Below are 17243 nucleotides of genomic sequence, written 5' to 3'. Positions count from 1 at the left end.
TCGCGTCAGACGGCGTCGGCCTCGTCGACCAGGTAGGTGAACTCGTCGAAGATCTCCAGGACGACGACGACCATGATCGCGCCCGCGACCATGTATTCCAGCATCACGCCGGGGGCCACGTACGCCTTCCTGAGGTGTTCGTCGGGGCCGAGTTGCGCTGTCGCAGCCTTGCGGAAGGGATCACGCGCCAGTATCCGCACGGCCTTGTCCAGCTGGGCTCGACGCTCGCCGGGCAGCCCGTCGTAGGCCGCACGGGCCTCAACCGTGAACTGGACTCGGTACTCGCTCATGCTCCCAGTGTGCCAGTCTGAGAGGGTGATCAGAGCCGTGGTCTGGGACGTCGACGACACCCTTTTCGACTACACCACCGCCGACCGCGAGGGGATGCGGGCGCACCTGGTGGCGGAGGGGCTGCTCGCGGGGTGGGGGAGTGCGGAGGCGGCGCTGGTGCGGTGGCGGGAGATCACCGACCAGCAGTGGGCGCGGTTCTCGGCGGGTGAGCTCTCCTTCGAGGACCAGCGCCGCGACCGGGTGCGGGTCTTCCTCGGCGCGGAGCTGACCGACGTGCAGGCCGACGACTGGTTCCGCCGCTACCTGACGCACTACGAGGCCGTCTGGGCCCTCTTCCCCGACGTCCTGCCGGCCCTGGACGCCCTCGCGGCCGGCTACCGGCATGCCGTGCTGTCCAACTCCAGCCGGCATGTCCAGGACCGCAAGCTGCGCACGCTCGGGGTGCACGAGCGCTTCGAGGCCGTCCTGTGCGCCGCCGAACTGGGCGTGTCCAAGCCCGCAGCCGCTGCCTTCCTGGCGGCCTGCGAGGCCCTGGAACTCGCCCCGCACGAGGTCGCGTACGTCGGGGACCACCCGGAGATCGACGGGCGCGGCGCCGCCGACGCCGGGCTGCTGTCGGTGTGGATCGACCGCCGCGGACCGTCCGTAGGCCCGGCTACCAGGGCCGACGCCCCCGGCGGCCCGCACCGGATCGCCTCCCTCGCCGAACTGCCCGCGATCCTCCGCGCCGATACCCGTTTTGGAGCCCCGTCCACCTTCAGGTAATGTTCTTCCTGCGCCGCCGGGGAGCGGGCCGAAAGGCCGGAACCGAGGGCGCAAAACTAGAACAAGATCCCCTCAGGGGCTTGCGTTCCAGTGGCCTATGGTGTAATTGGCAGCACGACTGATTCTGGTTCAGTTAGTCTTGGTTCGAGTCCAGGTAGGCCAGCTCGCAGAGCTCATCTGCAAAGCCCCCGTTGTGTAGCGGCCTAGCACGCTGCCCTCTCAAGGCAGTAGCGCCGGTTCGAATCCGGTCGGGGGTACGGAGATCTTCCACGGATGATCGCTAGGGCCCCCGTTGTGTAGCGGCCTAGCACGCCGCCCTCTCAAGGCGGTAGCGCCGGTTCGAATCCGGTCGGGGGTACGAACTGGTCTAAACCATCATTGGTCTATGGTGTAATTGGCAGCACGACTGATTCTGGTTCAGTTAGTCTTGGTTCGAGTCCAGGTAGACCAGCTCGGATCTGCGGAAACGTAAGATCCACGCCCCCGTTGTGTAGCGGCCTAGCACGCCGCCCTCTCAAGGCGGTAGCGCCGGTTCGAATCCGGTCGGGGGTACACGAGGAAGGCCCTCCGCTTCGGCGGAGGGCCTTCTGTGCGTATGCGCGCTGTGCCCTACTCGAAGCCGTAGCGCCGGGCCGACTCCTCCTCCTGGGCCAGTCGGTGCAGCGCCTGGAGCATCGGCTCCACCAGCACCGCGCTGGCCACCGCGGCCTCCGCCTTCTCCTCCTCCGATGGACGCGTCTCCAGGAAGTCCAGGTCGGCGACGGCCGCCTGGTACATCAACTTCGCGTGCGGTACGAGGAGTTCGGCGCCCCAGTCGTAGCCGAGCCGGCGGAACGCGGCCAGCGCCACCACCAGCTGCCGGTACGCCGGCGAGATCGTCGTCAGCTGCTTGGCGTTGTCCCAGCCGAGGGCGTCCAGCAGGGCATCGGCCTCCCGGTGCGCGCCCCGCACGTACTCGTCGTCCTCGTCCGGCTCCGGCAGCTGCGGCAGCGCCCACAGCGCGGCGCCCACCCGGATCGTGCGGCCCAGCGAGTCGTCGTCGACATGCCCGAGCACCTCGCGGACCGTCGCCACGGGGACCCGTCCTACCTGGATCATCGCCCGCACCAGCCGCAGCCGCCGCAGATGCTCGTCGCCGTACTCGGAGGTCGTGGCGTTGACCTGACGGCCGGGCGGCAGCAGCCCCTCGCGCAGGTAGTACTTGATCGTCGCGGCGGACACCCCGCTGCGCTCGCTCAACTGGGCAAGCCGCATGTCTTGCGCGCCTCCTTGGTAAGTGCCACTATCCAAGCATCGACAGAAGGATAGTGCCGCTATCCGACAGGCTTCCGGGGGTGCCGTTCCTCATGTCCGCCAAACCGGTTCGAGGCCGTACGACCGCTGCCCGCGAGGGCGATGCCGTGGTCCTGCTCATCGGCATGCGCGTCAACCACTTCTGGGCGGTCCACCAGTGGCTCCCGGTCATGCTGTCGATGTTCCGCATGCTGAAGGAGCTGGCGCGGGACCCCGGCCGAGGGCTGCTCGGCCGCGTCCTGCTGACCGCGTCGCCGCGGACGTACTACGTCGTCCAGTACTGGGAGTCGAAGGACAAGCTGTACGCGTACGCGAGTTCACCGGAAACGGTCCACCACGGGATGTGGGGCATCGTCAACCGCAAGGAGCGCGCGGGGAAGCTGCGCGGCCATGTGGGCCTGTGGCACGAGACGTACGTGGCACCCGAGGGCGGCTACGAGTCGATCTACTTCGACATGCCGGAGTTCGGCCTGGGCGCGGCGAGCGGGACGGTTCCCGTGGAGCACCGGGGACGCTACGCGAAGGACCGGTTCGCTCACAGGGGCGCCGGCCACAGGGCCCCGTAACGGGCGCGGGGAACTGCGCGACCAGGCATGACGGCGTAGCGGACGGCTGACGTCCTGGGGTGGCACATTCTGCGCCGTGGGGGCTCCGGTCCCTGGGCGGCTGCGGGCGGCATGTGGCTGGTCGCGCGGTTCCTCCCCCCGGCCTTCGGCCGGGGGTGCCCCCAGCGCCCCCACGGGTGGGTCAGCTCACGTCGGGAGAGGCCTGCCGCGGCGTTGAGGCCGGCCCCTCCTCGGTGGGAGCGTCAGCCCGTGCGGCGCAGCGCCTCGGAGAGGCGGGCCGCCGCGTCGATCACGGCCTGAGCGTGCATGCGGCCGGGGTGGCGGGTCAGGCGCTCGATGGGGCCGGAGACGGAGACGGCGGCCACCACCCGGTTCGAAGGGCCCCGCACCGGCGCCGACACCGACGCGACGCCCGGCTCCCGCTCGCCGATGGACTGGGCCCAGCCGCGGCGGCGCACACCCGACAGGGCCGTCGCCGTGAAGCGGGCGCCCTGGAGGCCGCGGTGCAGCCGCTCCGGCTCCTCCCAGGCCATGAGGATCTGGGCCGAGGAACCGGCCTTCATCGTGAGGGTCGAGCCGACCGGCACCGTGTCCCGCAGGCCGGACAGGCGTTCCGCGGCGGCTACGCAGATCCGCATGTCACCCTGGCGGCGATACAACTGCGCACTCTCTCCGGTGATGTCACGGAGGTGCGTCAGCACCGGGCCCGCCGTCGCGAGCAGGCGGTCCTCACCGGCCGCCGCGGCCAGTTCCGCGAGCCGCGGGCCGAGGATGAAACGGCCCTGCATGTCGCGTGCCACCATGCGGTGGTGTTCCAGGGCCACGGCCAGCCGGTGGGCCGTGGGTCGTGCCAGTCCGGTGGCCCCGACCAGACCCGCGAGGGTGGCCGGACCGGACTCCAGGGCGCTCAGGACAAGGGCCGCCTTGTCCAGCACGCCGACGCCGCTACTGTTGTCCATGCAACGATACTCGCGTCTCACTCTGTGAAACGCAAGTTCAATTTTCCGTGGAACGCGCCACCCTGGAATCACACAGTGGCTCGCAGACCAACGGGCCCGGTGGCGGACGCCCGGAACCACGACTTCAGGGGCCCGGAACACGGGCAGCCGCCTCCTCAAGATCTCTAGTTGGGCCGGTGCACGTCTGCCGGCCGGAGGGAAAGCGATGGGTAGGACACTCGCGGAGAAGGTCTGGGACGACCACGTCGTCCGGCGCGCCGAGGGCGAGCCCGACCTCCTCTTCATCGATCTGCACCTGCTGCACGAGGTGACCAGCCCGCAGGCCTTCGACGGGCTGCGCCAGAACGGCCGCCAGGTGCGCCGCCTCGACCTCACCATCGCGACCGAGGACCACAACACCCCGACCCTCGACATCGACAAGCCCATCGCGGACCCGGTCTCCCGCGCCCAGCTGGAGACGCTGCGCAAGAACTGCGCCGAGTTCGGGGTGCGCCTGCACCCGCTGGGCGACGTCGAGCAGGGTGTCGTGCACGTCGTCGGCCCCCAGCTGGGCCTGACCCAGCCCGGTACCACCGTGGTCTGCGGCGACTCGCACACCTCCACGCACGGCGCCTTCGGCGCGCTCGCGTTCGGCATCGGCACCTCCCAGGTGGAGCACGTGCTGGCCACCCAGACGCTGCCGCTGGCCCGCCCCAAGACCATGGCCATCACGGTCGACGGCGAGCTGCCCGATGGCGTCACCGCCAAGGACCTGATCCTGGCGATCATCGCCAAGATCGGTACCGGCGGCGGCCAGGGCTACATCCTGGAGTACCGCGGCTCCGCCATCGAGAAGCTCTCGATGGAGGCCCGGATGACCATCTGCAACATGTCGATCGAGGCCGGCGCCCGCGCGGGCATGATCGCCCCCGACGAGACCACCTTCGCGTACCTCAAGGGCCGGGCCCACGCCCCCGAGGGCGAGGAGTGGGACGCGGCGGTCGCGTACTGGAAGACCCTGAAGACCGACGCGGACGCGGAATTCGACGCCGAGGTGCACATCGACGCCGCCGCGCTCTCGCCGTTCGTCACCTGGGGCACCAACCCGGGGCAGGGCGCGCCGCTTTCGGCGGACGTCCCCGACCCGGCTTCGTACGAAGACGCTTCGGAGCGCCTCGCCGCCGAAAAGGCCCTGGAGTACATGGGGTTGGAGGCCGGCCAGCCGTTGCGCTCGATCAACGTGGACACCGTCTTCGTAGGCTCCTGCACCAACGGCCGGATCGAGGACCTGCGCGCCGCCGCCGAGATCCTCAAGGACCGCAAAGTCGCCGACGGCGTACGGATGCTGGTCGTCCCCGGCTCCGCGCGGGTCGGGCTGCAGGCCGTCTCCGAGGGCCTCGACGTGGTCTTCAAGGAGGCCGGCGCCGAATGGCGGCACGCGGGCTGCTCGATGTGCCTCGGCATGAACCCCGACCAGCTGGCCCCGGGTGAGCGCTCCGCGTCCACCTCCAACCGCAACTTCGAGGGGCGACAGGGCAAGGGCGGCCGTACCCACCTGGTGTCGCCCCAGGTCGCGGCCGCAACCGCCGTCCTGGGCCACCTGGCCTCCCCGGCCGACCTGTCCGACGCTCGCACGCCCGCTGGAGTCTGATCAGCCATGGAAGCATTCACCACGCACACCGGCCGGGCCGTCCCGCTGCGCCGCTCCAACGTCGACACCGACCAGATCATCCCTGCTCACTGGCTCAAGAAGGTGACCCGGGACGGCTTCGAGGACGGGCTCTTCGAGGCCTGGCGCAAGGACGAGAACTTCATCCTCAACCGCCCCGAGCGGCAGGGCGCCACGGTCCTGGTCGCCGGCCCCGACTTCGGCACCGGCTCGTCCCGCGAGCACGCCGTCTGGGCGCTGCAGAACTACGGCTTCAAGACCGTGATCTCCTCCCGCTTCGCCGACATCTTCCGCGGCAACTCGCTGAAGAACGGCCTGCTCACGGTGGTCCTGGACCAGAAGATCGTGGAGGCGCTGCAGGAGCTCACCGAGAACGACCCGCAGGCCGAGATCACCGTCGACCTGGAGAACCGCGAGGTCCGCGCCGAGGGCATCACCGCCTCCTTCGAGCTGGACGAGAACTCCCGCTGGCGGCTGCTGAACGGCCTGGACGACATCTCCATCACCCTTCGGAACGAGGCCGACATCGCCGCCTACGAGGCCAAGCGGCCGTCGTACAAGCCGCGGACGCTCCAGGTCTGAGCCGGAGCCCGCTTCGGCGGGATCCGCCACATCTGAATACGGCTGGTTTCAGCCACCGCAACGCCCCGCCTGTACCCCCGATCGCCACGATTGGGGGTACAGCCATGTCTGCACCCGAACGGGCGCTCGCGTTGTCGCAGGTCTTGCCAACTTCCCACGTTAGGGCGGATGTTGTCGGGGTAAGTGAGTGCTGTGCCCGCGGCTTCCGCAAGTGCCCGGAAGGCCATTTGAGGCGCCAGTTGCACCCTGCGCAGGCGACAACTCGCCCCAGATGGCACAATCTGTGCATGGAACACGACGGCCAACTCCAGCTCTATGCGGCGGTCGCGGACCAACTCAAGGAAGCGCACACAAAAGTGCGCGCACTGCAAGTCCCGGAGGGCGTACGGATGGCGCTGACCCGGAAGCTGCTGGTCATTACGGCCGCGGCCAAACACGACGTCGCCGACGCGGCGCGGCGGCTCGAGCGGTTCAACGCGGACCTCGACGCGGGTCGAATCCCCGAAGAGGAGCGCTGACCGGACCCTGCGAGCCGGCCGAGTCCGTTGCGGCACAAGGGTGATAAGCCCGTTTCGTGTTTGATTTGCGGTATATATCTGCCTAACGTGCGAAAAAGCTTGAACACATTCGTTCTGGCGATGTCTCCGAAGGGGAAGACGTGAACAAGGCGCAGCTCGTAGAAGCGATTGCCGACAAGATGGGCGGCCGCCAGCAGGCCGCCGAGGCTGTCGACCATGTCCTGGACGCCATCGTCCGCGCGGTCGTCGCGGGTGAGCGGGTCTCGGTCACCGGCTTCGGGTCCTTCGAGAAGGTGGACCGCCCCGCCCGTTACGCCCGCAACCCCCAGACGGGCGAGCGGGTTCGGGTCAAGAAGACCTCCGTGCCGCGCTTCCGCGCCGGTCAGGGCTTCAAGGACCTGGTGAGCGGCTCCAAGAAGCTCCCGCGCGGCGGTGAGGTCTCGGTCAAGAAGGCGCCCAAGGGCAGCCTGACCGGCGGCGCTTCGGCGACGGTCAAGAAGGCTGCGGCGAAGAAGACCACGGCTGCCGCGAAGAAGACGACGGCGAAGAAGACCACGGCTGCCGCGAAGAAGACGACGGCGAAGAAGACCACCGCCGCGACCGCGAAGAAGACCGCGGCCAAGACCACCGCCAAGAAGACCACGGCGACGGCGAAGAAGACGGCCGCGAAGAAGGCGCCGGCGAAGAAGGTCACCGCGAAGAAGGCGCCGGCCAAGAAGTCGACGGCCCGCAAGGCCACCGCCAAGAAGACGACGGCCGCGCGCTAAGGCGGGGCCCGCTCAGCAGCGCGGCCGGGATACTCACGCGACGGGCCGGATTCCCTCGGGGAGTCCGGCCCGCGGTGTGTGTGCGGCACAGCGTCGCGTGGTGTCCAGGGTGCGGGGCCGGTGGGGGTTGGCCGCGCAGTTGCCCGCGCCCCTCACGGGGCGTTTGCGCTTCAGAGCGTCTGCAAAGTCACCAGGGTGATCCGGAGGTCGGCTCCGGCCCCCTCGGTTTCGATCCGTACCCGCTGCCCAGGCCTGAGCAGCCGCAGGCCGCCCGCCTCGAAGGCCGGGCCGTCGAAGGGCACCGGCGTTCCGTCGTCGAGGAGTACCTGACCGCTGCGGGTCTCGGGGTCGTACGTGTATGCGGTCGCCTGCATGAGCGCAGCCTACTGGTCCGGGATCAACAGGCGGGCGGCCACCGCGGCCGTGCGGGGGCCGACGCCCAGGGCGAGGGCCGCGCGCAGGTCGGCGCCGGTGTCCACATCCTGGCGTACCGAGTCCACGCCCACCAGGCGCAGTTCCGCGGCGCCCGAGGCGGCGTGCCGGGCGCGGGAATCCGGGCCGAATGCGGGCGCCAATTCCTCGCCGGGGACCGCCGCCAGCAGGGTGGTGCCGATTGCCGCCGCGTCCGGCAGAAAAGCGCGCGGGAATTCCGTGGCCGCGCCGAGGACCCGGGCCAATTCCAGCGGGCGGACGGCCGGGAGATCGGCGTTCAGGGCGGCCACGGGGCTTTCCGGGCGCGCTGCCCGGACAGCCGCCGCCCCGTGCCGCAGCGCCGCGTTGAGGCCGCCGGCCGGAGTGTCCGGGACGATCCGCGCGCCCAGCGCCGACAGCTCCCGCCCGGCCAGCGTGTCGTCCGTGACGACCGCCACATCCTTCACCGACTCGCAGGCCAGGGCGGCCGCCACCGTGTCCTGGGCGAAGGCGAGGGCCAGTGAAGGGCGCACGCCGTCCGCCGCGGTGTCCGCGAGCCTGCTCTTGGCGCGGGCCAGCGGTTTGAGCGGGATGACCAGGGTCCACTGCACAGTCGTACCGTCCCTCCCTTGTTGCCTCATTGTCACCCGGGCCCACGAGGTGGTCGCGACACCGAGGCGTACGGTGTTCTCGACAGGCCGGCGGGCCGGGGCCACACTTCTTCCCGATCCCAGGCCGGGAAGAAGTCCTAGAGGAAGGTGTCCGCGTGCCCCGCCGGAGAATCGGCTTCTGGTACCGCTTCGCTGCGGTGCTCTGCAAACCTCCGCTGGTGGTTCTGATCAAGCGGGACTGGCGTGGAATGGAGAACATTCCGGCCGAGGGCGGTTTTATCACCGCGGTGAACCACAATTCTCACATCGACCCCTTCGCCTACGCCCACTATCAGTACAACACCGGCCGCGTTCCGCGATTCCTCGCGAAGAGCGGGCTTTTCAAGAAGGGTTTCGTCGGCGCTGCCATGCGCGGCACCGGCCAGATCCCCGTCTACCGCGAGTCCACCGACGCGCTCAGCGCCTTCCGGGCCGCGATCGACGCCGTGGAGCGTGGCGAGTGCGTCGCCTTCTACCCTGAGGGAACGATCACGCGCGACCCGGACCAGTGGCCCATGGCCGCCAAGACCGGTGCCGCCAGGGTCGCCCTGCAGACCAAGTGCCCGGTGATCCCGGTCGCCCAGTGGGGCGCCAACGAACTCCTCCCGCCGTACGCGAAGAAGCCGCATCTGCTGCCGCGCAAGACGCACCACGTCCTCGCCGGGCCGCCCGTCGACCTCACGCGCTTCTACGACAGGGAGATGACCCAGGACGTCCTCAAGGAGGCGACCGAGGTCATCATGGCGGCCGTCACGCGCCAGCTGGAGGAGATCCGCGGCGAGAAGGCTCCCGAGACCCCCTACGATCCACGCCAGGTGCGGATCGAGCAGCGGCGCCGCACGCGTGCGCAGAGTGGTCTGGAAGAGGAGAGCGGCAAGTGAGCATGCCTGCCAAGGCGGCGGTCTTCAGCGCGGGTTCGTGGGGTACGGCGTTCGGGATGGTGCTCGCCGACGCCGGGTGCGAGGTCACCCTGTGGGCGCGGCGCCCGGAGGTGGCGGAGGCCGTCAACTCCGGCCGTACCAACCCCGACTACCTGCCGGGTGTCGAACTCCCCGGGAACCTGCGGGCCACCACCGACCCCGCCGAGGCGGCAGCCGGCGCCGACTTCACGTTCCTGTCGGTGCCGTCCCAGACGATGCGGGCCAACCTCGCCGAATGGACGCCGCTGCTCGCGCCCGGGACGGTCCTCGTCTCCCTGATGAAGGGGGTCGAACTCGGCACCGCCATGCGGATGAGCGAGGTCATCGAGGACGTCGCCAAGGTCGGCGCGGACCGCGTCGCCGTCGTCACCGGCCCCAACCTGGCCCGGGAGATCGCGGCCCGCATGCCGGCCGCCGCCGTGGTCGCCTGCACCGACGAGACGGTCGCCCGGCGGCTGCAGGCGGCCTGCCACACGCCGTACTTCCGGCCGTACACCGAGACCGACGTGGTCGGCTGCGAGCTGGGCGGCGCGGTCAAGAACGTCATCGGGCTCGCCGTGGGCATCGCCGACGGCATGGGGCTCGGCGACAACGCCAAGGGCTCGCTCATCACGCGCGGTCTCGCGGAGACCGCGCGGCTGGGCACCGCCCTCGGCGCCGACCCGCTGACCTTCTCGGGGCTCGCCGGACTCGGCGACCTGGTGGCCACCTGCTCCTCCCCGCTGTCCCGCAACCACACCTTCGGCACCAACCTCGGCAAGGGCATGTCCCTGGAGGAGACCATCGCGGTCACCAAGCAGACCGCCGAGGGCGTCAAGTCCTGTGAGTCCGTGGCCGATCTGGCCCGCCGGCACGGCGTGGAGATGCCGATCACGGAGACGGTCGTCGACATCGTGCACGAAGGCAAGCCCCCGGTGGTCGCCCTCAAGGAGCTGATGTCGCGCAGCGCGAAGCCCGAGCGACGCTGAGCGACCCCACCCCGCCGACGCTGTATCGGGGCCCTACCTACGGGTACTCTCAACGCGATATGAGCACCGAGAACCTCCCCCAGAGCCCTGAGCAGCCCTCTCGCAAGCCGCGTGTGGCCGTCGTCTTCGGCGGCCGCAGCTCCGAGCACGGGATCTCCATGGTCACCGCCGGAGCCGTCCTGAGCGCCATCGACCGGACCAAGTACGACGTCCTGCCGATCGGCATCACCCGGGAAGGCCGCTGGGTGCTCACGGCCGACGAACCCGAGCGCATGGCGATCACCGAACGCCGTACGCCCGAGGTCGCCGACCTGGCGGAGTCCGCCGAGGGCGGCGTGGTGCTCTCCGTCGACCCGGCCGACCGCGAGGTCGTCTACAGCGAGCCGGGTTCGGTGCCCAAGGCGCTCGGCGAGGTCGACGTGGTCTTCCCGATGCTGCACGGCCCGTACGGCGAGGACGGCACCCTGCAAGGCCTCTTGGAGCTGTCCGGCGTCCCGTACGTCGGCTCGGGCGTGCTCGCCTCGGCCGTCGGCCAGGACAAGGAGTACATGAAGCGGGTGTTCGCCTCCTTCGGTCTCACCGTCGGCCCCTACCTGGTGATCCGGCCCCGCGAGTGGCAGCAGGACGAGTCCGCGGCCCGCAAGCGGATCGTCGACTTCGCCGGCGAGCACGGCTGGCCGCTGTTCGTGAAGCCCGCCCGCGCGGGTTCGTCGATCGGCATCACCAAGGTCGACGACCTCTCCGGCCTGGACGAGGCGATCGCCGAGGCCCAGGCCCACGACCCGAAGATCCTGGTCGAGGCGGCCGTCCGCGGGCGCGAGATCGAGGTCGGCGTCCTGGAGTTCGAGGACGGCCCGCGCTCCTCGGTGCCGGCGGAGATCCCGCCGCCCTCGGAGCACGCGTACTACGACTTCGAGGCCAAGTACATCGACTCCACCCCCGGCATCGTCCCGGCGCCCCTCACCCCGGAGGAGACCGCCGAGGTCCAGAAGCTCGCGGTGGACGCCTTCGAGGCCGCCTCCTGCGAGGGCCTGGTCCGCGCCGACTTCTTCCTCGCGGAGGACGGCCGCTTCGTCATCAACGAGATCAACACGATGCCGGGCTTCACGCCGATCTCGATGTACCCCCAGATGTGGCAGGCGACCGGCGTCGCCTACCCCGAGCTCATCGACCGCCTGATCCAGGCGGCCCTGAACCGCTCGACAGGGCTTCGCTAGAAGACGCCCCCGCACCGGAGCGCCCCGTGAGGGGCGCCGCCTAGTCGGCGATCCCTTCAGGAATCGCCTTCTTGACGGCCGGCGCCAAGCTCACCAAGGGCGCCACGCCGTCCCCGGTCCGCCCGGCGGGGATCGTCACCTCGACGTACGCCTTCCGCAGCGTCGTGGTGAACCGAAACGATTTGTCGGACTCCTGTTCCAGCAGCCACCCGACCCCGTTCACCTCGACCCCGTCGGCCTCGGGGTCAGCCATCTTCGCAGGCCGCTCGACACCGCAGCGCAGTATGATCGCCGGGTCGCCACCCCAGCCGGCGGTCAGCGCGGAGGCCGGTTCGGGATCACGCCGGCCCAGCTTGTCGATCTTGGTCGGCAGCACCCGGTCAAGGCGATCGCAGAGCGTCGCAACCGCCCCGTCCGGACGGGGAACCGCCGCCGACGGGGCGTCGTCTGCTGACGAGCAGCCCGCTGCAGCGATCGTCAGCGCCGCGAGCGTGGGCAGACCGAATGGCCGGTGACGGAAGAAGTTCACCGGCCAAGGGTAGACGGGGGCTACAGATGGACCACCGGGCAGGTCAGGGTGCGCGTGATGCCGTCCACTTGCTGGACTCTCGCGACCACCAGCCGGCCGAGTTCGTCGACGGTCTCCGCTTGCGCGCGCACGATGACGTCGTACGGTCCTGTCACATCCTCGGCCTGGATGACTCCGGGGATCTTGCTGATGATCTCGGCGACGGTCGACGCTTTGCCGACCTCCGTCTGGATCAGGATGTACGCCTGTACCACGGAACCTCCAGGGCGGCCACGAGGATCATGTGGGGAAAAGGAACGCCACGGTATCGCGTCGCCGCTCACCGAGGGGAGACCCGCGCGGACAGGGGCTTGCGCGCCGGGGTGCAGGCAGGACAGATGTTGACGGTCACCTCGACCGTATCCAGGACGACGGTGACGCGCGAGCGGGCACGGCAAGGCAGAGAAGGGGCGAAAGGGCAATGAAGGGCACTGTTGGTGAGCTGGGGGAGTTCGGGCTCATCAGGGAGCTCACCTCCCGTCTCACCACCACTCCGGCGGTCCGGGTCGGTCCCGGCGACGACGCCGCGGTGGTCGCCGCGCCCGACCGCCGGGTGGTGGCGAGCACCGACATCCTGCTGGAGGGCCGGCACTTCCGCCGCGACTGGTCCACGGCCTACGACGTGGGCCGCAAGGCGGCCGCGCAGAACCTCGCGGACATCGCGGCCATGGGCGCCGTGCCGACCGCCCTGCTGCTCGGCCTGGTCGTGCCCGCCGAACTCCCGGTGACCTGGCCCAGCGAGCTGATGGACGGCATCCGGGACGAGTGCCAGGTGGCCGGCGCCTCGGTGGTCGGCGGCGACGTGGTCCGCGGCGACACGATCATGGTGTCCATCACCGCGCTCGGCGACCTGCGCAACCAGGAGCCGGTCACCCGGGCCGGCGCCCAGCCCGGCGACCTGATCGCCGTCACGGGCTGGCTGGGCTGGTCCGCGGCCGGCTACGCGGTGCTCTCCCGCGGCTTCCGCTCGCCGCGGGCGTTCGTGGAGGCGCACCGCCGCCCCGAGCCGCCGTACCACGCGGGCCCGGCCGCCGCCGCGCTCGGCGCGACCGCGATGTGCGACGTGAGCGACGGGCTGATCGCCGACCTCGGGCACATCGCCGAGGCCAGCAAGGTGCGGATCGACATCCGCTCCGGCGCGATCGACATCCCGACCCAGATGAACGACATCGGCCAGGCCGTCGGCGTCGACCCCATCCAGTGGGTGCTCACCGGCGGTGAGGACCACGCGATCGTGGCGACCTTCCCGCCGGACGTGAAGCTGCCCGCCCGCTGGAAGGTCATCGGCGAGGTCCTCAACCCGTCCGCGCTGCCCCAGGTGACCGTCGACGGAGCGCCCTGGACCAGCAAGGGCGGCTGGGACCACTTCGGGGACATCGAGTCATGAGCCTGCCACGCGTGCTGACGGTCGCGGGCTCCGACTCCGGCGGCGGGGCCGGGATCCAGGCCGACCTGAAGACCATGCTCGCGCTGGGCGTGCACGGGATGAGCGTGATCACCGCGGTCACCGCGCAGAACTCCGTGGGTGTGCAGGGTGCTTGGGAACTGCCGGTCGAGGCCGTCCGGGCCCAGTACCGGAGCGTGGTGGACGACATCGGGGTCGACGCGGTGAAGACCGGGATGCTCGCCTCCGCCGAACTCGTCGAGGCGGTAGCCGAGTTGCTCGCCGGGACCGACGCGCCCGTGGTCGTCGACCCGGTCGGCGTCTCCAAGCACGGCGACCCGCTGCTCGCCGCCTCCGCCCTGGACTCGGTCCGCACCTCGCTCCTCCCGCTGGCCACCGTCGCCACCCCCAACCTCGACGAGGTGGCCCAACTCACCGGCGTGCGCGTCGAGTCGGAGGCCGATCTGCGCCGGGCCGCGGCGGCCGTGCTGGCGTACGGCCCGACCTGGGTGCTGATCAAGGGCGGCCACCTGCCCGGCGAGGCCGTCGACCTGCTCACCGACGGCACCGACGAACTCCTGCTGCGCGCCCCCCGGTACGACAACCGGCACACCCACGGCACGGGCTGCACCCTCGCGTCCGCGATCGCGTCGCAGCTCGCGAAGGGGCGGTCCGTGCCGGAGGCGGTGACGGCGGCCAAGGAGTACGTCACCGGGGCGATCGCGGCCGGGTTCGCGCTCGGCGCCGGGATCGGGCCCGTGGACCACGGCTGGGCCCTCAGGACGCCGGCGGGGCCGGGTACTCCCGCAGCCTGATGTCGGTGGCCGCCTCCTCGGTGGGCCTCCTCGTACACGGTGAGGGCCTCGGCGGGCCGCCCGGCCGCGTGCAGGGCCCGCATCGGCTGCCCGTACAGCCGCTCGCTCAGCGGCCGGCCGGTCGGCAGCGCCCGCAGCTCCGGCACCGGTTCCGCGCCGCCGCCGAGCGCCAGGTCCGCCTCGACCCGGTCCTGTACGGCGGCCAGCCGCAGGTCTTCGAGGCGCGCCGTCTCGGCCTCGGCGTCCGGGAGGTCGGGCAGCGCGGGGCAACGCCACAGGGCGAGGGCCTCGCGGAGCCGGGCCGCGGCGGCCAGGTGGTCGCCGGCGGCGAGGGCGGCCCGCCCGGCCGCGGACCAGGCTTCGAACTGGTGTGCGTCCACGGTGTCGGGGGCGACCGCGACCCGGTACCCCGGTCGCGGTGGCCTCGACCTCCGCGTGCGGGCCGGCCGACGGCGCAGCCGCGAGATCTGTGACTGGAGCGCGTCGGCGGCCCCGGCGGGCGGCGACGCGCCGTACAGGCCGTCGGTGAGGCGCTGGGCGGAGACCGACCGGCCGGCCTCCAGGAGCAGCAGGGTGAGCAGCGCGCGGGGGCGGGGGCCGCCGGGGTCGAGAGGGGTGCCGTCACCGGTGCGTACGTCCAGGGGCCCCGGGATGCCGAAGCGCAGGGGATCAGCTTGCCAGGACCGGTGCCGGGCCCGGCAGGGCACGGCAAAAAGCCGGCCCACCCGGAGGTGGACCGGCTCTGTGCAGCGAACCAGCGGTGGCCGCGCGCTCAGCGACAGTGCGTCAGCGCGTGACCTTGCCGGCCTTGATGCACGAGGTGCAAGCGTTCACGCGCTTCGGCGTCCCGCCGACCACGGTACGCACACGCTGGATGTTGGGGTTCCAGCGACGGGACGTACGGCGGTGCGAGTGCGAGATGTTGTTGCCGAAGCCCGGCCCCTTGCCGCAGACGTCGCAGTTGGCAGCCACGGGTCACTCCAAAGACTTCAGATGCACTTACGGTTGGATCCCGGCATGCCGGGATCGAGATCCTTGGGATCCAGAGATCTTGAGTGGCGTTGCCAGGGAATGGCCCGATCGGATCGGGCAACCGGAGCAGCATACAACGGCTGCGTCCGTTAGACGAAACTAGCATGGCAGCTCAGGGGCCCGCCCCCGGCCCTCTTCCGGCGGACACCCTTCCGGGGTCTACGCTGCGTCCACGTTCGGCCGGCTCAAGGAGGCGCAGGTGGCGCAGGTGCCGCAGACATTCTTCGATGCTCTCGCGGTACGCACCTGGTGCGGACTGTCGCTCGGGGCGCTCGGGCGGGCGCGCGAGGAGATCGACGCGATCAATGTCTACCCGGTGGCCGACGGTGACACCGGCACGAACCTGTATCTGACGGTCGAGTCGGCCGCGGGGGCCGTGGAGGCCGTCTTCGCGGGCTACGAGCTGGGCGAGGAGATGCCGACCCTGGCCGACGCCGTCCGCGCGATGGCGCACGGCGCCCTCATAGGCGCGCGCGGCAACTCCGGCACGATCCTGGCGCAGTTGCTGCGTGGCATGGCCCACGTCCTCACCGAGGGTGAGGCGACTCACACCGGCGCGGACCGGCTGCGGCTCGCCCTGCGGCACGCCGCCGACGCCGCCCGCCGGGCCGTCGCGCACCCGGTGGAGGGCACGGTGCTGTCGGTCGCGGCGGCCGCCGCCGACGCCGCCGACACGGCCGAGGGCGACTGCGGGGCGGTCGCGCGGGCCGCCTACGAAGGCGCGTGCAAGGCACTCGCGGCGACGCCGGGACAACTGGCCGCACTGGAGCGGGCCGGGGTGGTGGACGCGGGCGGCCGTGGGCTGGTCGCGGTGCTCGGGGCACTGCTGGAGGCGTTCACGGGGGAGACACCGGCGGCTTTCGAACCGCCCGCGCGCGTGGCGGGCCCCGGCGTCCACGCGCGCGTGGACCCCGTCTCCGGCGCCCAGGCCGAGAGCTGCGCGGAACGCGTGGGCGGGCCCGCGTTCGAGGTCGTCTACCTCCTGGAGGCCGAGGACGCCGCCGTGGACCGGCTGCGGACCCGGCTCGACGCCCTCGGCGACTCCCTGGTGATGGTCGGCGGCGACGGCCTGTGGAACGTCCATGTGCACGTCGACGACGCCGGCGCCGCCGTGGAGGCGGGCGTGGAGGCCGGGCGCCCGTACCGGATCCGGATCACGCACTTCGGCGCCGGGGACGTGCACACCGGCGGGGCGCGGCCGCCGCGCGAGCGGGTGCAGCGGGCCGTGGTGGCCGTCGTGCCGGGGGAAGGGCTGGCGGGGCTGTACACCGAGGCCGGCGCGACCACCGTGCTCGCACGCCCGGGGGAACTGCCCGCCAGCGGGGAACTGGTGGCCGCCGTGCGCCGCGCCAACGCGCGCGAGGTGGTGCTGCTCCCCAACGACGCCGACCTGCGGCACACCGCGGCCGCCGCGGCCGAACAGGTCCGCGCGGAGGGCATCCGGGTCGCCCTCATCCCGACCCGCTCGGCGGTCCAGGGCATCTCCGCGCTCGCGGTGCACCAGCCGGACCGCCGCTTCGACGAGGACGTCGTCCAGATGACCTCGGCGGCCGGCGCCACCCGCTACGCCGAGGTCGTGTTCGCGGAGCGCCAGTCCTGGACCATGGCCGGCATCTGCCAGGCCGGGGACGTCCTGGGGCTGATAGACGGGGACGTGGCGGTGATCGGCTCCGACGTGACGGCCACCGCCGAGACCGTCCTGGACCGCATGCTGCAGGCCGGCGGCGAGCTGGTCACCCTCGTCCTCGGCGACGAGGCCCCCGACGGCGTCGCCGACCGCCTGGAGGCACGCGTGCGCGAGTCCTACCTCGCCGTCGACACGGTGGTCTACCGGGGCGGCCGGCAGGGGGCCCCGCTCCTCATCGGCGTCGAGTGAGCCCCTCTCCCGC

Annotated in this window: 20 protein-coding genes, 5 tRNA genes and 1 pseudogene; 17 read left to right on the top strand and 9 right to left on the bottom strand. The window is 71.3% G+C overall.

Going from position 1 to position 17243, the window contains the following annotated elements; translation table 11 throughout:
• Nucleotides 1-5: 5 nt before the first annotated feature.
• The gene (locus BLW82_RS12695) at nt 6-290 is read right to left on the bottom strand and encodes a type II toxin-antitoxin system RelE family toxin (RefSeq protein ID WP_093498888.1); all 285 of its coding nucleotides are present in this window, start codon (nt 288-290) and stop codon (nt 6-8) included.
• A gap of 25 nt (nt 291-315) precedes the next feature.
• On the opposite strand from BLW82_RS12695, the gene BLW82_RS12690 reads away from it, so the two are divergent.
• The 6 genes from BLW82_RS12690 (at nt 316) to BLW82_RS12665 (ending at nt 1608) form a co-directional block, all read left to right on the top strand.
• The gene (locus BLW82_RS12690) at nt 316-1056 is read left to right on the top strand and encodes an HAD family hydrolase (protein WP_256215775.1); all 741 of its coding nucleotides are present in this window, start codon (nt 316-318) and stop codon (nt 1054-1056) included.
• A 91-nt stretch (nt 1057-1147) separates the two neighbouring features.
• Nucleotides 1148-1219: transfer RNA gene (locus BLW82_RS12685), tRNA-Gln, on the top strand.
• 21 nt (nt 1220-1240) lie between these two features.
• Nucleotides 1241-1313: transfer RNA gene (locus tag BLW82_RS12680), tRNA-Glu, on the top strand.
• Nucleotides 1314-1341: 28 nt separating this feature from the next.
• Nucleotides 1342-1414 (top strand) — tRNA-Glu (locus BLW82_RS12675).
• Between the two features lie 21 nt (nt 1415-1435).
• Nucleotides 1436-1507: transfer RNA gene (locus BLW82_RS12670), tRNA-Gln, on the top strand.
• A gap of 28 nt (nt 1508-1535) precedes the next feature.
• A tRNA-Glu gene (locus tag BLW82_RS12665) sits at nt 1536-1608 on the top strand.
• 57 nt (nt 1609-1665) lie between these two features.
• Here BLW82_RS12665 and BLW82_RS12660 read toward each other — a convergent pair.
• Complete coding sequence (locus BLW82_RS12660; RefSeq protein ID WP_093498886.1) at nt 1666-2310, bottom strand: MerR family transcriptional regulator; 645 nt, start codon at nt 2308-2310, stop codon at nt 1666-1668.
• 92 nt (nt 2311-2402) lie between these two features.
• On the opposite strand from BLW82_RS12660, the gene BLW82_RS12655 reads away from it, so the two are divergent.
• Nucleotides 2403-2915 (top strand): DUF4188 domain-containing protein, encoded by a 513-nt coding sequence (locus BLW82_RS12655; RefSeq protein WP_093508017.1) that lies wholly within the window; start codon nt 2403-2405, stop codon nt 2913-2915.
• A gap of 242 nt (nt 2916-3157) precedes the next feature.
• Here the strand turns inward: BLW82_RS12655 and ndgR are convergent, their stop codons facing one another.
• Nucleotides 3158-3874, bottom strand: a complete 717-nt coding sequence (ndgR, locus tag BLW82_RS12650) for an IclR family transcriptional regulator NdgR (RefSeq protein ID WP_089098541.1) — start codon at nt 3872-3874, stop codon at nt 3158-3160.
• A 205-nt stretch (nt 3875-4079) separates the two neighbouring features.
• Between ndgR and leuC the strand changes: the two genes are divergently transcribed.
• The 4 genes from leuC (at nt 4080) to BLW82_RS12630 (ending at nt 7389) form a co-directional block, all read left to right on the top strand.
• Complete coding sequence (leuC, locus tag BLW82_RS12645) at nt 4080-5504, top strand: 3-isopropylmalate dehydratase large subunit (RefSeq protein ID WP_093498885.1); 1425 nt, start codon at nt 4080-4082, stop codon at nt 5502-5504.
• A gap of 6 nt (nt 5505-5510) precedes the next feature.
• On the top strand, nt 5511-6104 hold the full coding sequence (gene leuD / locus BLW82_RS12640; RefSeq protein WP_093498884.1) for a 3-isopropylmalate dehydratase small subunit: 594 nt from the start codon (nt 5511-5513) through the stop codon (nt 6102-6104).
• Between the two features lie 287 nt (nt 6105-6391).
• Nucleotides 6392-6622 (top strand): SCO5555 family protein, encoded by a 231-nt coding sequence (locus BLW82_RS12635; protein ID WP_093498883.1) that lies wholly within the window; start codon nt 6392-6394, stop codon nt 6620-6622.
• A 140-nt stretch (nt 6623-6762) separates the two neighbouring features.
• Entirely contained in the window at nt 6763-7389 is a 627-nt protein-coding gene (locus BLW82_RS12630) for an HU family DNA-binding protein (RefSeq protein ID WP_093498882.1), read from the top strand.
• Nucleotides 7390-7559: 170 nt separating this feature from the next.
• Here the strand turns inward: BLW82_RS12630 and BLW82_RS12625 are convergent, their stop codons facing one another.
• Together BLW82_RS12625 and cofC are read right to left on the bottom strand one after the other, a co-directional pair.
• Entirely contained in the window at nt 7560-7763 is a 204-nt protein-coding gene (locus tag BLW82_RS12625; protein WP_093498881.1) for a hypothetical protein, read from the bottom strand.
• A gap of 9 nt (nt 7764-7772) precedes the next feature.
• Nucleotides 7773-8411 carry a 2-phospho-L-lactate guanylyltransferase gene (gene cofC / locus BLW82_RS12620; RefSeq protein ID WP_093498880.1) on the bottom strand — a complete coding sequence of 213 codons (639 nt, stop codon included), beginning with the start codon at nt 8409-8411 and terminating at the stop codon, nt 7773-7775.
• Between the two features lie 155 nt (nt 8412-8566).
• On the opposite strand from cofC, the gene BLW82_RS12615 reads away from it, so the two are divergent.
• From BLW82_RS12615 to BLW82_RS12605, 3 genes are read left to right on the top strand one after another with little or no spacing between them, the layout of a single operon-like run.
• The gene (locus BLW82_RS12615; protein ID WP_093498879.1) at nt 8567-9331 is read left to right on the top strand and encodes a lysophospholipid acyltransferase family protein; all 765 of its coding nucleotides are present in this window, start codon (nt 8567-8569) and stop codon (nt 9329-9331) included.
• Nucleotides 9328-10338 carry an NAD(P)H-dependent glycerol-3-phosphate dehydrogenase gene (locus BLW82_RS12610; protein WP_093498878.1) on the top strand — a complete coding sequence of 337 codons (1011 nt, stop codon included), beginning with the start codon at nt 9328-9330 and terminating at the stop codon, nt 10336-10338. The genes BLW82_RS12615 and BLW82_RS12610 overlap by 4 nt, the downstream gene beginning before the upstream one ends.
• A gap of 59 nt (nt 10339-10397) precedes the next feature.
• Nucleotides 10398-11555, top strand: a complete 1158-nt coding sequence (locus BLW82_RS12605) for a D-alanine--D-alanine ligase family protein (RefSeq protein WP_093498877.1) — start codon at nt 10398-10400, stop codon at nt 11553-11555.
• Between the two features lie 40 nt (nt 11556-11595).
• On the opposite strand, the gene BLW82_RS12600 is transcribed toward BLW82_RS12605, so the two are convergent.
• Both BLW82_RS12600 and BLW82_RS12595 read right to left on the bottom strand, forming a co-directional pair.
• Nucleotides 11596-12084 (bottom strand): DUF3515 domain-containing protein, encoded by a 489-nt coding sequence (locus BLW82_RS12600; RefSeq protein WP_093498876.1) that lies wholly within the window; start codon nt 12082-12084, stop codon nt 11596-11598.
• Nucleotides 12085-12104: 20 nt separating this feature from the next.
• A complete protein-coding gene (locus tag BLW82_RS12595; protein ID WP_093498875.1) occupies nt 12105-12338 on the bottom strand; it encodes an Lrp/AsnC family transcriptional regulator in 234 nt (77 codons plus the stop codon).
• A 206-nt stretch (nt 12339-12544) separates the two neighbouring features.
• Here BLW82_RS12595 and BLW82_RS12590 point away from each other — a divergent pair, with 206 nt between their 5' ends.
• Together BLW82_RS12590 and thiD are read left to right on the top strand one after the other, a co-directional pair.
• The gene (locus BLW82_RS12590; protein WP_093498874.1) at nt 12545-13510 is read left to right on the top strand and encodes a thiamine-phosphate kinase; all 966 of its coding nucleotides are present in this window, start codon (nt 12545-12547) and stop codon (nt 13508-13510) included.
• Complete coding sequence (thiD, locus tag BLW82_RS12585; protein WP_093498873.1) at nt 13507-14322, top strand: bifunctional hydroxymethylpyrimidine kinase/phosphomethylpyrimidine kinase; 816 nt, start codon at nt 13507-13509, stop codon at nt 14320-14322. Before BLW82_RS12590 ends, thiD begins: the two co-directional genes overlap by 4 nt.
• A gap of 80 nt (nt 14323-14402) precedes the next feature.
• On the opposite strand, the pseudogene BLW82_RS46270 reads toward thiD, so the two are convergent.
• Together BLW82_RS46270 and rpmB are read right to left on the bottom strand one after the other, a co-directional pair.
• Nucleotides 14403-14702 (bottom strand): annotated as a pseudogene (locus BLW82_RS46270) (BTAD domain-containing putative transcriptional regulator); the annotation flags it as partial.
• 406 nt (nt 14703-15108) lie between these two features.
• Complete coding sequence (gene rpmB, locus BLW82_RS12575) at nt 15109-15294, bottom strand: 50S ribosomal protein L28 (protein WP_037741545.1); 186 nt, start codon at nt 15292-15294, stop codon at nt 15109-15111.
• 259 nt (nt 15295-15553) lie between these two features.
• Between rpmB and BLW82_RS12570 the strand changes: the two genes are divergently transcribed.
• Nucleotides 15554-17230 carry a DAK2 domain-containing protein gene (locus tag BLW82_RS12570; protein ID WP_093498872.1) on the top strand — a complete coding sequence of 559 codons (1677 nt, stop codon included), beginning with the start codon at nt 15554-15556 and terminating at the stop codon, nt 17228-17230.
• Nucleotides 17231-17243: the final 13 nt, after the last annotated feature.

This window comes from Streptomyces sp. Ag109_O5-10, from assembly GCF_900105755.1.
In the GTDB taxonomy this organism is placed as follows: domain Bacteria; phylum Actinomycetota; class Actinomycetes; order Streptomycetales; family Streptomycetaceae; genus Streptomyces.
Note: the sequence above shows the minus strand (reverse complement) of the source record. Positions and strands in the feature narration are given on the sequence as shown.

Coding starts and splice junctions, on each gene's coding strand:
- BLW82_RS12605 (WP_093498877.1), top strand. CDS start 10,398: ATGAGCACCGAGAACCTCCCCCAGAGCCCTGAGCAGCCCTCTCGCAAG.
- thiD (WP_093498873.1), top strand. CDS start 13,507: ATGAGCCTGCCACGCGTGCTGACGGTCGCGGGCTCCGACTCCGGCGGC.
- BLW82_RS12655 (WP_093508017.1), top strand. CDS start 2,403: ATGTCCGCCAAACCGGTTCGAGGCCGTACGACCGCTGCCCGCGAGGGC.
- BLW82_RS12625 (WP_093498881.1), bottom strand. CDS start 7,763: ATGCAGGCGACCGCATACACGTACGACCCCGAGACCCGCAGCGGTCAG.
- ndgR (WP_089098541.1), bottom strand. CDS start 3,874: ATGGACAACAGTAGCGGCGTCGGCGTGCTGGACAAGGCGGCCCTTGTC.
- BLW82_RS12695 (WP_093498888.1), bottom strand. CDS start 290: ATGAGCGAGTACCGAGTCCAGTTCACGGTTGAGGCCCGTGCGGCCTAC.
- leuD (WP_093498884.1), top strand. CDS start 5,511: ATGGAAGCATTCACCACGCACACCGGCCGGGCCGTCCCGCTGCGCCGC.
- BLW82_RS12660 (WP_093498886.1), bottom strand. CDS start 2,310: ATGCGGCTTGCCCAGTTGAGCGAGCGCAGCGGGGTGTCCGCCGCGACG.
- BLW82_RS12590 (WP_093498874.1), top strand. CDS start 12,545: ATGAAGGGCACTGTTGGTGAGCTGGGGGAGTTCGGGCTCATCAGGGAG.
- BLW82_RS12635 (WP_093498883.1), top strand. CDS start 6,392: ATGGAACACGACGGCCAACTCCAGCTCTATGCGGCGGTCGCGGACCAA.
- leuC (WP_093498885.1), top strand. CDS start 4,080: ATGGGTAGGACACTCGCGGAGAAGGTCTGGGACGACCACGTCGTCCGG.